This is a genomic window from Bradyrhizobium sp. LA2.1 (assembly GCF_040547725.1).
GTDB classification, from domain to species: Bacteria; Pseudomonadota; Alphaproteobacteria; order Rhizobiales; family Xanthobacteraceae; genus Bradyrhizobium; species Bradyrhizobium barranii.
Genome location: NZ_JBEPQI010000009.1, coordinates 194,540 through 207,233 on the forward strand (window position 1 = coordinate 194,540; position 12,694 = coordinate 207,233).

Below are 12,694 nucleotides of genomic sequence, written 5' to 3' on the forward strand. Positions count from 1 at the left end.
GGGAATCCAGTACGCCGCGGCCTCTCGATTCAATCACTGACGTCACGGAGTACTGGATCGCCCGGTCAAGCCGGGCGATGACAGCGAGAGTGTGGGTGCCGCTTGCGACACCATCGGCCGCAATGCCGCTCGTTACTTCTTCTCCGCCCGCGCGTTCCCCGCGTCCCACGCCTGGAATTGCTTGAACAGCGCTTCCCTGTCTGCGTCGGACACCTTCTGGGCCGCGGGGTTCTGCTTGAGGAACGCCTCGAAGCGCTCCCGGGTCACCGGTTCGACGCCGTGCTTGTCGAGCCATTGCTGCGCCACCGGCAATCTGTTCCAGCCCGTCAGAGGTGCCGGGAGCGAGACTTCCTTCCACTTGGGATGGAAAGGCGGGTTCTGCAGGGTCGGGAATTTCGTGAAGAACGCATCCACGAACAGCGCAAGCTTACGGTAACGGTCGGTGTTGGGCGCCCAGTTGTAGGCCGCGAGCACCGCCGGCACCGCGATGGTGTCCACGGTATCGCCTTCCTTGATCAGGTTCGGATAGTCCTTGGCGGTCAGCGTCGCCGGCAGATAGTCGCTCTGCAGCGGCTTTGCATAGTCGACCCCCGCGAGGTGGAAGCGGCCGTCATTGCTGAAGGTCGACACTGACTTGTAGGGCTTGCCGCCGACCACGATGACTGCGTCGATCTCGCCGGCTTTCAGCTTCTCCATCGCGATGCGCTGCTCGACATAGACGAAGTTCGCCTTGATCCCGAGCCGCTCGAACACCGTCAGCGCGGTGACGAAGGTCCCGCCATTGGGCAGATCGACGCTGACCTTCTTGCCCTCGAGATCCTTCAGCGTCGCGACCGATTTCGGCGCGATCACCTGCATCTCTTCATTGTAGAGCTTGGTCACATAGGTGAACTGCTTCTTGATGTCCTTGGCAAAGCCCTTGCGCTCGAGATAGTCGAGCGTATCCGCCCTCACGATGCCGAGATCGACGCCTTGCAGGAACAGAATGTCGGCGACGCTCTGCACCGAGCCGCGGCCGACGATTGGCAGCACGCGGATCTTGTTGCCGTCGTCGAGCACGGAGGCGAGGTCGGCGCCGAACTGCACGTAGGTGCCGCCGATCGTGCCGGTGATCAGCGTGACCGTATTGGCGTTCAGCGACTGCTTGGTCGAGGTCGAGCCGAACTGGAAGATGGCCTTCAGGCCGTCCGAGACCTTGGCCGGATCGTACTCGGTCTGCTCGGCGCGTGCCGCGAAGGCGCAAATCGTCATGATGGCGGCAACCGCCATTCCCAAAGCGTTACGCATGATACCCTCTGAAAAGTTCTAGTTCTGAAGCTGAGCGAGGCGCTGCCGCGCCTCCGCCGATCCGAGTGCCGCGGCCTTCTGGTACCAGTCACGCGCGACGGTCGCGTCGCCGGCGATGCTCCGCGCGTCGCTGGTGCCCAGCACGGCCGGGTCATAGGTCTGCGCCAGCAGAAACGCGGCCGTTGCATCCTGTGCATTGGCCGCGCGCTCGAGCAGCAGGCGGGCTGCAACAATATCGCCGATCCTCAACAGGCTCTTCGCGCGTGTCATCAGCCCGGCCAGCGTGTCGGCATCGAGCGTCTTGGCGGGCGGAGTGGGCGCCGGCGGCGCCGCGACGGGTGCGGGCGCAGGTGTGGGTGCCTGGGCTTGCAGCGCCGTCTGATAGGCGGTCGCGATCGCTTCGCGGCTCGGCGTTGACGGTGCAGGAGGAACCTGCGTGTCGGCGCTCGCCAGCCTCGTGTTGGTCGCGCGGTCCGAATCCTTCAGCGAGCTCTGCGTCATGGCCGGCGTGTTGGCCGACGCCATGGCTTGCTCCGGCGCGATGCCCATCCAGCTAACGGCATTGGCGGCGAAGAGGCCGCGAAAGTCGGACTGATACAGTGTGACCAGAACTGCCAAGGTGGATGCCGTCAGAACGGCCGCGAGAACACGTGGGACAATTCTGGAGCGCACCTCAATGGGCTCATATTCGCGTGGGTCCGGCGCACCGAGCGGATCGGACAGGAAGAGTGGAATTGGATCGTCCTGCGAAAGATCTGCCCGCGCGGCGCGCGCACGGATAAAGGACGCGGTCGGCGGATGTGATGTGGCTCGATCGGAGTCGAACGCCTTCGACTCCTTCGACGGGCGATGTGCCGTCGTCTCCATGGTCATGCTCCCCATTACCAACGCAACGCAGGGGCAATTCGGCTTAAGTCTTCTTGCTTTTGTCCAAAGTGTCCCGCAAATGGAACCGGTAAAACGCAGTTGGAATCAGCCCAAAAAACGACGACGGTTTGCGCGAATTAGGAAATATTTGGGTTTGATTGAGGCGGAGCGGAGGAATGCACCACGATTTTGGCGGTGATGGTTGAGGAAGGTTTTCCTAGACTCCGCTGACTTTGACCCCGGGGCATCCAGTGGGCCGCGGCGTCTCGGCTGAAATCTCTGGCGTCTCTGAAATCTGGACCGCCCGCCTCAGTACGCAATTGCGCAGAAGGCGGGCGACGACGGTCGCATATGTGGCGAGTGCGTGTGGCAGGCAAGCGCTGCGGCTCACACCATCACGGATGCAGGATCACCTTGCCCATGGCCTGGCGTCCCGCCAGAACCTTCAGTGCGTCGGCGGTTTGTGCCAGCGGGAAGGTGCGGTCGACATGCGAGGAAATCTTTCCTTCCGCGGTCCACTTCACGAGCTTCTCGAGATTGGCGCGGTTCTTGGCCGGGTTCAGCCGGGTCCACGCGCCCCAGAACACGCCGCGGATGTCGCAGCCCTTCAGCAGCGCGAGGTTCAGCGGCATCTTCGGAATGTCGCCGGCGGCAAAACCGATCACCAGGAAGCGGCCTTCCCAGGCGATCGAGCGCAGTGCCTGCTCGGCATAGGCGCCACCAACCGGATCGAAGATGATGTCGACGCCCTTGCCGCCGGTGAGTTTTCGCAGGCCTTCTTTCAGATCTTCCTTGCCGTAGTTGAGCGTCAGCTCGGCGCCATGCGCTTTCGCGAATTCGAGCTTCTCGTCCGACGAGGCGCAGGCGATCACCTTCAGGCCCATCAGCTTGCCGAGCTCGCAGGCAGCCAAGCCGGTGCCGCCGGCTGCGCCCAGCACCGCGAGCGTCTCGCCCGGCTTCGGGCTCGCGCGGTCTTCCAGCGCATGCAGCGCGGTGCCGTAGATGATGATGATGCCGGCCGCGCGGTCATAGTCGAGATTGTCGGGAATCTTGACGATTGATGCCGCCGGCAGCGCGATCTTTTCGCGCGCGCCGTTGTGGCCGCAAGACGCAACGACGCGATCGCCGACCTTCAGATCAGTCACGCCGGGACCGATGCTCTCGATCACGCCGGCGACTTCGGCGGCGGGCGAGAACGGGAACGGCGGCTTGATCTGGTACTTGCCCTGAATCATCAGGATGTCGAAGAAGTTCAGCGCCGCCGCCTTGATCGCGATCACCGCTTCGCCGGGAGCTGCCACCGGATCCGGCACGTCGGCAAGCACGAGATCGTCGGGCTGGCAATATTGCGAGCAGAGGATGGCTTTCATGGCGGCACCTTCTTGAGAATACTGGGCGTTTCGAGGCGGAATTATAGTTGGTCCGTTTCTGCCGGATTTAGTGCGGTCCGACAATCCGGTTTCTTTGCGCAAGAGGATGCGCAGGCCTATCCTCGCGTCATTGCGAGCGCAGCGAAGCAATCCAGAATCCGTCCTGCGGAAATAGTCTGGATTGCTTCGCTGCGCTCGCAATGACGAAGCAAGAAGAAAAAGAGGATTCAAACGATGTTTGAAACGGGTCTGCTCAGGGATAAGCGCATCCTCGTCACCGGCGGCGGCTCCGGCCTTGGCGCCGCGATGGGACGTCGCTTTCTCGCGCTTGGCGCCGAGCTCGTGATCTGCGGCCGCAAGCTCGACCGGCTGGAAGCGACGGCGAGCGAGATGCGCGCGCAGACCGGCGGCAAGGTCACGACGATGGCTTGCGATATTCGCGACGGCGCGGCCGTCGAGAGCATGATGGACGCGATCTGGCGCGAGGCGCCGCTCGATATTCTCGTCAACAACGCTGCCGCAACCTTCATCGCGCAGAGCGAGCATCTGTCGTTTCGCGCCGCCGACGCGATCCTCGCGCCGACGCTGCATGGCGCGATGTATTGCACGCTCGCCGCCGGCAAGCGCTGGATCGACGGCAAGCATGGCGGTGTCGTGCTCTCGATCCTCTCGACCTCCACCATCACCGGCCGCGCCTTCACGGTTCCCTCGGCGATGGCGAAGTCGGCGGTGCTGGCGATGACCAGGAGTCTCGCGGTCGAGTGGGGCCCGAAGGGCATCCGCACCGTCGCGATCGCCCCGGGCCCGTTCCCAACCGCTGGCGCCTTGGGGCAGCTCCGTCCTGAGGGCCGCGACGAAGGCTGGACCGCCCGGAACCCGATGGGGCGCACCGGCGAACATAGCGAGCTCGCCGACCTCGCCAGCTTCCTGGTCTCGGACCGTGCCGGTTACATCAATGGCGAGATGGTCGTGATCGACGGTGGCGCGCATTTGCGCAGCTCCGGCGCCGAGGATTTGTTGCGCTGGACCGACGCCCAATGGGCCGAGCAGCGCGCTGCGCGATCCAAAGGCTGAGCCGCTAACTGCCTTCCCAAATTGGACTTTCCCGGTTATCCCTGCCGGGGGACAAAGCGCGGCCGGGCCATCTTCCAGTCACAATATTGAGGGAACCACTCCAGCATGTGGCGGGTGCTGATTTTAGCCTTGATGACGGGCGTTATGGCCGTGGGAATCACCGATTCCGCGCGGGCGCAGACGACGCAACCGGCGCCCAAAGCCGCGCCAAAGGCGGCTGCACCGGCGGCCAATACAGCCCCAAAGACCGCAGCAAAGCCCGAGAGCAAGCCGTTGGCTCCAGCCACGGCGGTTGCGGGCGGCGCGGAGCCGACCCTGATCGGCCAGTTCGGCACCTGGGGCGCCTATTCGGCCACACCCAACGGCAAGAAGGTCTGCTTCGCGCTGGCCAAGCCGTCGTCGTCGAAGACCAACCCGCCGAACCGCCCGCGCGATCCCGCCTATGCCTTCGTTTCGACCCGGCCGGCGGAAAAGGTGAACAACGAAGTCTCGGTCATGATCGGCTATGCGCTGAAGCCGGGCTCGGAATCCTCGGTCGAGGTCGGCGGCGCCGCTTTCGCGATGTACACGCAGGGCGACGGCCTCTGGATCAAGAACGCGGCCGAGGAAGAGCGGATGGTCGAAGCCATGCGCAAATCCGCCGATCTCGTGGTCAAGGGTGTCTCGGCCAAGGGAACGGAGACGACCGATACGTTTTCGCTGAAGGGCCTCGCCCAGGCGCTCGACCGGATCGCCCAGGATTGCAGGCGGTAGGACTGCCGGCGTTAAGCCTGAGGGCGGCATCACGGTCGCAATCGGCGGTTCCGGTTGCTATATAAGGGTATCCCAAAGGTGTAGCCGTCATGGCCGGGCTAAAGCGCGAAGCGCGTCTTCGCACCAGATGTCCCGGCCATCCACGCGCTAGCAACGGGTGGAACAGAACGTGGATGCCCGGGACAAGCCCGGGCATGACGAGAGATATCAGGCAACCAATGCAACCGACGACCGAGCCGCACAACGCAATACTGGTGGAGAAGACTCCGCTCGAAACCTATGTGCCGCCGGCCAGGCCCTCGCTGATCGGCCTGTCGCGCAGCGAGCTTGCCGACCGCCTCGGCGAGATCGGCGTCGCGCCCGCGCAGCGCAAGATGCGCGTCCAGCAGCTGTGGCACTGGCTCTATTTCCGCGGCGCCCAAAGCTTCGACGATATGACGTCGATCTCGAAGGGCATTCGCGCCGAGCTCGTGCAGCATTTTACGGTCGACCGTCCCGAAGTCGTGGCCGAGCAGATCTCCAACGACGGCACCCGCAAATGGCTGCTGCGGCTGCCGAGCGGCGACAATGTCGAGCGTGCCCATGAAGTCGAGTGCGTCTACATCCCCGAGACCGATCGCGGCACGCTTTGCGTCTCCTCCCAGGTCGGCTGCACGCTGAACTGCTCCTTCTGTCACACCGGCACGCAACGGCTGGTGCGCAATCTCACCGCCGGCGAGATCGTCGGACAGGTGATGGTTGCGCGCGACCGCCTCAATGACTGGGCCGATCGCGAGGACGGCACGCGTCGCGTCACCAACATCGTGATGATGGGCATGGGCGAGCCGCTCTACAATTTCGACGCGGTGCGCGACGCGCTGCTCATCGTCGGCGACAATGAAGGCATCGGCATCTCCCGTCGCCGCATCACGCTGTCGACCTCGGGCGTGGTGCCGAACATCGTGCGCGCGGGCGACGAGATTGGCGTCATGCTCGCGATCTCGCTGCATGCGGTGCGCGACGAGCTGCGCAACGAGCTGGTGCCGCTCAACCGCAAATATCCGATCAAGGAGCTGCTGCAGGCCTGCCGCGACTATCCCGGCGCCTCCAACGCGCGCCGCATCACCTTCGAATATGTGATGCTCAAGGGCGTCAACGATTCGCTCGACGATGCGAAGCTGCTGGTGAAGCTGCTCAAGGGCATCCACGCCAAGATCAATCTGATCCCGTTCAATCCCTGGCCCGGCACGGCCTATGAATGTTCGGACTGGGATCAGATCGAGAAATTCTCCGAATACATCTTCAACGCCGGCTATTCCTCGCCGGTGCGCACCCCGCGCGGCCGCGATATCCTCGCCGCTTGCGGCCAGCTCAAGTCGGAGACCGAAAAGCTCTCGGCCCGCGAACGCCAGGCGCTGCGCGCCATGGCGATGACGGATTGATAGTTCATGCCTTCGCTCTCGCATCCTCGTCATTGCGAGCGCAGCGAAGCAATCCAGAATCTTTCCGTTGAGACAGTCTGGATTGCTTCGTCGTGGAGCCTGTCATCCGGCCCGCCGAAGGCGGGACCGGGTGGCTCCTCGCAATGACGGCGGAATTGGCATTTCTGTCATGTCCCTGATCGGCCGCCTCATCGTTATCTTCATTGGCTTTCTCGCCGCCTGTTTCGTCGGCGGGATGATCGTGGTCGTCGCGCTGTTGTTTCCGGAGTTTGCCGATCTCGGCGCCGGTCCGGTCGACCAGGGCGCGATCGACATTCTGCTCGGCTTCGGCTTCATCTTCGTCTCGGGCTTTGCGCTGGTTCCGGCGGCGGTGATCGTCGCGATCACCGAAGCGCTCTATATCCGCAGCGCGCTCGCTTATGCCGTGGGTGGCGGCGTAGTTGGCCTAGCCTGCTATCTCGGCCTCATCCCCTTCCACTCCGATACACTCCAGTTCGAAGGCATCGTGCGGCGGCATCTGGAGATCATGACAGGCGCGGGCATCGTCTCCGGCGTGGTCTACTGGCTGATTGCCGGCCGCAATGCCGGCGCCTGGCGCAATCCGCCGCCCCCGCACAAGCCGCCTCCGCCGCTCCCGTCGAATTCAAGGCCGGATGCGCGGTGATTTTCTTGCCTTCCTCCGGGGTTTCCATCTCCTCCCCGCTCCGCTAAACCGCGCGCATGAACCGGACTGGACTCTTCATCGCCCTGGCGCTGTGGCTTGTGATCGGCGTCGTTTTCGGCCTCTATCCCGAGCTCGATCTCAAGCTCGCCGCACTGTTCTTCGACCCCGAGACGAAGACGTTTCCGCTCAAGCTGAATGAGTGGGCGGGCGTCGCGCGCGACGCCGCCATGTGGGTCGCCTGGGCATTCGTGCTGCCGCCGCTGGTCGCGCTTGTGGTCAAGATGATCCGACCCGACCGGCCGCTGATGGTATCGGGGCGCGCGATCGTATTCCTGCTGGTCACCATCATCATGTCGGCAGGCATCCTCACCAATCTCACCTTCAAGACCTATTGGGGACGGCCGCGTCCGGTGGTGGTGACTGAGTTTGCCGGCGAGCAGCAATTCGTGCCGTGGTGGGATCCGCGCGGCGATTGCGCGCGCAACTGCTCGTTCTTCTCGGGCGAGGGCGCGACCGCGTTCTGGACGCTGGCGCCGGCTGCGCTGGCGCCGCCGGCATGGCGGCCGCTCGCCTATGCCGGTGCGGTTGTGTTCGGCATGGTCACCAGCGGGCTGCGGATGGCCTTCGGCGGCCACTTCTTCACCGATGTCTCGATCGCCGGCCTCGTCACCTTCGTCGTGATCTGGTTCGCCTACGCGCTGATTTACCGCTGGCCGCGGACCCGGTTCTCGGACGAGGCGGTCGATGCCGCCCTGACCCGGCTGAACATGCCCGCCTACCGGCTCCGCCAGCGCCTGTTCGGCCGCAAGACAGGCCCCGAGCCGTCGATTTGAGCCATTAAATGCGTGCCGAGGCGCGCGAAATTTGATATTCGCGCGGTCAACCCACGAACGCCATCCGCCCCTTGAGACCCGATTGGAAGCCCCATGACCACGATCCTGAAAAGCCTGCCCAAGGGTGAGAAAGTCGGCATCGCTTTTTCGGGCGGTCTCGATACCAGCGCGGCGCTGCTCTGGATGAAGCAGAAGGGCGCGCGCTGCTACGCCTACACGGCCAATCTCGGCCAGCCCGATGAAGCCGACTACAACGAGATCCCGCGCAAGGCCGAGGCGTTCGGTGCCGAGAAGGCGGTGCTGGTCGACTGCCGCACGCAGCTCGTCCACGAAGGCATCGCCGCGATCCAGTCGGGCGCCTTCCACATCTCGACCGGCGGCATCACCTATTTCAACACCACGCCGCTCGGGCGCGCCGTCACCGGCACGATGCTGGTCGCGGCGATGAAGGAAGACGGCGTCAACATCTGGGGCGACGGCTCGACCTTCAAGGGCAACGACATCGAGCGCTTCTACCGCTACGGCCTGCTGACCAATCCATCCTTGCGCATCTACAAGCCCTGGCTCGACCAGCAGTTCATCGACGAGCTCGGCGGCCGCGCCGAAATGTCCGCGTTCATGACCGCGCAGGGCTTTGCCTACAAGATGAGCGCGGAGAAGGCGTACTCGACCGACAGCAATCTGCTTGGCGCCACGCACGAAGCGAAGGATCTCGAAAGCCTCGACAGCGGCATCAAGATCGTCACCCCCATCATGGGCGTGCCGTTCTGGCGTGACGACTGCAACGTCAAGGCCGAGAAGGTCGTCGTGCGTTTCGAGGAAGGCCAGCCCACGGCGCTGAACGGCCAGACCTTCTCTGATCCCGTCGCATTGTTCCTCGAAGCCAATGCGATCGGCGGCCGCCACGGACTCGGCATGAGCGACCAGATCGAGAACCGCATCATCGAGGCGAAGAGCCGCGGCATCTACGAGGCGCCCGGCATGGCGCTGCTGCACATCGCCTATGAGCGCCTCGTCACCGGCATCCACAACGAGGACACCATCGAGCAGTACCGCATCAGCGGCATGCGCTTGGGACGCCTGCTCTATCAGGGCCGCTGGTTCGATTCGCAGGCCCTGATGCTGCGCGAGACCGCGCAGCGCTGGGTCGCGCGCGCCGTCACCGGCGAGGTGACGCTGGAGCTACGCCGCGGCAACGACTATTCGATCCTCAACACCGAGAGCCCGAACCTCACCTATGCGCCGGAGCGGCTCAGCATGGAGAAGGTCGAAGACGCAGCATTCACGCCGGCCGACCGCATCGGCCAGCTCACCATGCGCAATCTCGACATCGCTGACACGCGCACCAAGCTGAAGCTCTACACGGATACCGGCCTGCTGTCGGGCAGCGAAGGCTCGCAGATCTTCAAGCTCGAGAGCGACAAGGGTTGATCTTGTAGCCCGGATGGAGCGAAGCGAAATCCGGGGCCTCTCGTCCAGCCGCTAGATTCCCGGATTGCGCTTCGCTCCATCCGGGCTACGCGCTTAATGACGATGTCATGCGCGACCGCTAGGGTTCCGCTCCTGTTGTGAACGGGATTGCGGAGCATCGAGCATGGTCAAGGGGTCGGCACTCGCCTCACTCATCGTCCTCTGTTGGACAACGTCGCTGTCGGCGCAGACGATCTATCCGATCGATCGTGCCGAGATCCTGGCCGGCGCCCGGTTCGACTTCAAGGTCGAGTTTCCCGGGCCGGTCGATCCGGCCAGGCTGAAGGTGACCGTGAACGGTACGGACTATGCTGCCGCGTTCGGACGTAGCGGGACCTTCATCGATCGCGAGGACGGCAAGGACCAGTCGGCGCTGATCTTGCGCGACGTCACGCTGGCCAAGCCCGGCACCGTCACGGTGGATGTCAGCGACGGCACGCAGCAGCGCAGCGTCGCATGGACGGTTTACGACACGGGTCCGCGCAAGGCGAAGAACGTCATCCTGTTCATCGGCGACGGCATGTCGCCGGCGCATCGGGTCGCAGCGCGAATCCTGTCCAAGGGGATTGCGGAAGGCAAGAGCCGCGGCAAGCTCGCGATCGACGACATGCCCCATATGGCGCTGGTGGCGACCGCCGGCTCGGACTCGATCATCACGGACTCCGCGAATTCGGCCAGCGCCTATGCGACCGGCCACAAGAGCGCCGTCAACGCCCTGGGTGTTTACGCGGACCGCACCGCAAGCCCGTTCGACGATCCCCGCGTCGAAACCATCACGAGTCTTGCCAGGCGGCGGCACGGCATGGCGATCGGTGTCGTCACCAACACCGAGATCGAAGACGCGACGCCGGCCGCGATGGTTGCGCACACCCGCCGGCGCGCCGCCTATGACGAGATCGTCGAGCAGTTCTTCGCGGCAAAGCCGGATGTGCTGATGGGCGGCGGCAGCGCGAATTTTCTTCCAAAATCCGCGGCCGGCTCCAAACGCAAGGACGAAGCCGACTACATCGCGAAGTTCCGCGAAGGAGGCTATCAGGTCGCGACGACTGCGAGCGAGCTCGGCGCTTCTGCCGCAAAGCCGGAGACAAGCAAGCTGCTCGGCCTGTTCGCGACCGGCAACATGGATGGCGTGCTCGACCGCAAATTCCTCAAGGGCGGCGGCGTGAAGAAATTTCCCGAGCAACCTGATTTGACCGAGCAGGTGCGGGCGGCGCTGAACATGCTCTCGAAGAACGAGACCGGCTTCTTCCTGATGGTCGAATCCGGACTGATCGACAAATACGCGCATGTCCTCGACATGGAGCGCGCCGTCTACGATACGATCATGCTCGACAATGCGGTGCGCCAGACGCGCGAATGGGCACGGGCGCGCGGCGACGACACCCTCATCCTGGTCTTGGCGGACCACAATCATCCCAACAGCCTTGTCGGCACGGTGAATGACGATATGGGCACGACGCCCAACGTTCCCTTGCGCGAGCGCGTCGGCGTCTACGAACAGGCCGGATTTCCCAATTATCCGGCGCCGGATGCGGAGGGCTATCCGTCACGCGTTGATGTGAGCCGCCGGCTCGCCATCTTCTCGGCCAGCCTGCCCGATCACTACGAGACGTTCCGGCCGAAGCTCGACAATCCCAACGAGCCGACCGTCAAGGCCGGTGACGACGGGACCTTCAAGGCCAACGACAAATACAAGGACGTCCCCGGCGCGGTGCTGCGCCCGGGCAATCTGTCGGCGATGATCGGCGCCAGCGTGCATTCGGGCGAGGACGTCATCCTGACGGCGACCGGGCCGGGCAGCGAGCGCGTGCACGGCTCGATGGACAACACCGAGGTGTTTCGCGTGATGGTCGATGCGCTTGGACTCGCCGCAGCGCAGTAGGAGCAGTCGCGTACCGCGCGACATTATGCGGCACCATCTCGCATGAGACCGGAAGGAGGTTGAAACGACCGAATGAGTGGGGCCTCGCAGCGACGGAGCGACCAATGGCGAAGTACAGAGACAATCTGCCTCAGCGCCGCGGCGGCATCTTCCTGACCGACGGCGGCATGGAGACCACCCTGATCTTTCACAAAGGTCTGGAGCTTCCTCACTTCGCTGCCTTCGTGTTGCTCGAGAGCGAGGCCGGCCGCTCCCATCTGAGGCAGTATTACGAGGCCTATCTTGCGATCGCGCGTCAGCACGGGCTCGGCTTCGTGCTCGATAGTCCGACCTGGCGCGCCAATCCTGATTGGGGTGTCAAGCTCGGCTACGATATGGACGCGCTCACGGCGATCAACATGCGGGCAATTCGTTTTCTTGAGGAATTGCGCGGCACATGGGAGACCTCCGGCCTGCCCTGTGTGATCAACGGTGCGATCGGTCCGCGGGGCGACGGCTACAAGGCCGGCAACATGGATGCGACGGAGGCGATGGACTATCATTCGTCCCAGATCGCCTCCTTCGCCGAGGCCGGCGCCGACATGGTGACCGCGTTCACGCTGAACAGCGTCAATGAAGCCATCGGCGTGGTGCGCGCTGCAAAGATGCACGCGATCCCGGTTGCCATCTCCTTCACGGTCGAAACTGACGGTTGCCTGATCAGGGGAGAGACCCTGCGGGAGGCGATCGAAACCGTCGATCGTGCGACGGAACGTGCTTGCGAATATTTCCTGATCAACTGCGCTCATCCGACCCATTTCGAGAGTGCCCTCCAAGCCGGCGAGCCATGGGTCGAACGCATTCATGGCGTCAGGGCCAATGCGTCGGCCAAGAGTCATGCCGAGCTCGATGAGTCCGAGGTGCTCGACAGCGGCGATCCCGCCGATCTCGGCCGCCGTTATGTGGCGCTCAGGCGGGCATTCCCGCGCATGCAACTGCTCGGCGGCTGCTGCGGCACCGATCACAGGCATGCCGCAGCCATCTGCGCTGCCTGCGTGCCGCTTCAGGCAGCGGGCGCCTGATCCAAACAAAAA

Annotated in this window: 11 protein-coding genes; 8 read left to right on the plus strand and 3 right to left on the minus strand. The window is 63.9% G+C overall.

Annotation, left to right across the window (positions count from 1 at the left end; genetic code table 11):
- Positions 1 to 132 precede the first annotated feature (132 nt).
- The 3 genes from ABIB95_RS19810 to ABIB95_RS19820 form a co-directional block, all read right to left on the minus strand.
- The gene (locus ABIB95_RS19810) at positions 133 to 1,287 is read right to left on the minus strand and encodes a TAXI family TRAP transporter solute-binding subunit (protein WP_071908696.1); all 1,155 of its coding nucleotides are present in this window, start codon (positions 1,285 to 1,287) and stop codon (positions 133 to 135) included.
- Positions 1,288 to 1,305: 18 nt separating this feature from the next.
- Positions 1,306 to 2,154 (minus strand): hypothetical protein, encoded by an 849-nt coding sequence (locus ABIB95_RS19815; RefSeq protein WP_354241368.1) that lies wholly within the window; start codon positions 2,152 to 2,154, stop codon positions 1,306 to 1,308.
- A 395-nt stretch (positions 2,155 to 2,549) separates the two neighbouring features.
- A complete protein-coding gene (locus ABIB95_RS19820; protein ID WP_354241370.1) occupies positions 2,550 to 3,524 on the minus strand; it encodes an NADPH:quinone oxidoreductase family protein in 975 nt (324 codons plus the stop codon).
- Positions 3,525 to 3,758: 234 nt separating this feature from the next.
- On the opposite strand from ABIB95_RS19820, the gene ABIB95_RS19825 reads away from it, so the two are divergent.
- From ABIB95_RS19825 to ABIB95_RS19860, 8 genes are all read left to right on the plus strand, one after another.
- Positions 3,759 to 4,598, plus strand: a complete 840-nt coding sequence (locus ABIB95_RS19825; RefSeq protein WP_354241373.1) for an SDR family oxidoreductase — start codon at positions 3,759 to 3,761, stop codon at positions 4,596 to 4,598.
- Between the two features lie 105 nt (positions 4,599 to 4,703).
- The gene (locus ABIB95_RS19830) at positions 4,704 to 5,351 is read left to right on the plus strand and encodes an invasion associated locus B family protein (RefSeq protein ID WP_354241375.1); all 648 of its coding nucleotides are present in this window, start codon (positions 4,704 to 4,706) and stop codon (positions 5,349 to 5,351) included.
- 218 nt (positions 5,352 to 5,569) lie between these two features.
- On the plus strand, positions 5,570 to 6,772 hold the full coding sequence (gene rlmN, locus ABIB95_RS19835) for a dual-specificity RNA methyltransferase RlmN (protein ID WP_166106230.1): 1,203 nt from the start codon (positions 5,570 to 5,572) through the stop codon (positions 6,770 to 6,772).
- 169 nt (positions 6,773 to 6,941) lie between these two features.
- A complete protein-coding gene (locus tag ABIB95_RS19840) occupies positions 6,942 to 7,436 on the plus strand; it encodes a hypothetical protein (RefSeq protein ID WP_063980357.1) in 495 nt (164 codons plus the stop codon).
- A 56-nt stretch (positions 7,437 to 7,492) separates the two neighbouring features.
- Positions 7,493 to 8,269 (plus strand): phosphatase PAP2 family protein, encoded by a 777-nt coding sequence (locus ABIB95_RS19845; protein ID WP_354241378.1) that lies wholly within the window; start codon positions 7,493 to 7,495, stop codon positions 8,267 to 8,269.
- 93 nt (positions 8,270 to 8,362) lie between these two features.
- On the plus strand, positions 8,363 to 9,700 hold the full coding sequence (gene argG / locus ABIB95_RS19850) for an argininosuccinate synthase (protein ID WP_354241380.1): 1,338 nt from the start codon (positions 8,363 to 8,365) through the stop codon (positions 9,698 to 9,700).
- 163 nt (positions 9,701 to 9,863) lie between these two features.
- Positions 9,864 to 11,621 carry an alkaline phosphatase gene (locus ABIB95_RS19855; RefSeq protein WP_354241382.1) on the plus strand — a complete coding sequence of 586 codons (1,758 nt, stop codon included), beginning with the start codon at positions 9,864 to 9,866 and terminating at the stop codon, positions 11,619 to 11,621.
- 104 nt (positions 11,622 to 11,725) lie between these two features.
- Complete coding sequence (locus ABIB95_RS19860; protein WP_354241384.1) at positions 11,726 to 12,682, plus strand: homocysteine S-methyltransferase family protein; 957 nt, start codon at positions 11,726 to 11,728, stop codon at positions 12,680 to 12,682.
- Positions 12,683 to 12,694: the final 12 nt, after the last annotated feature.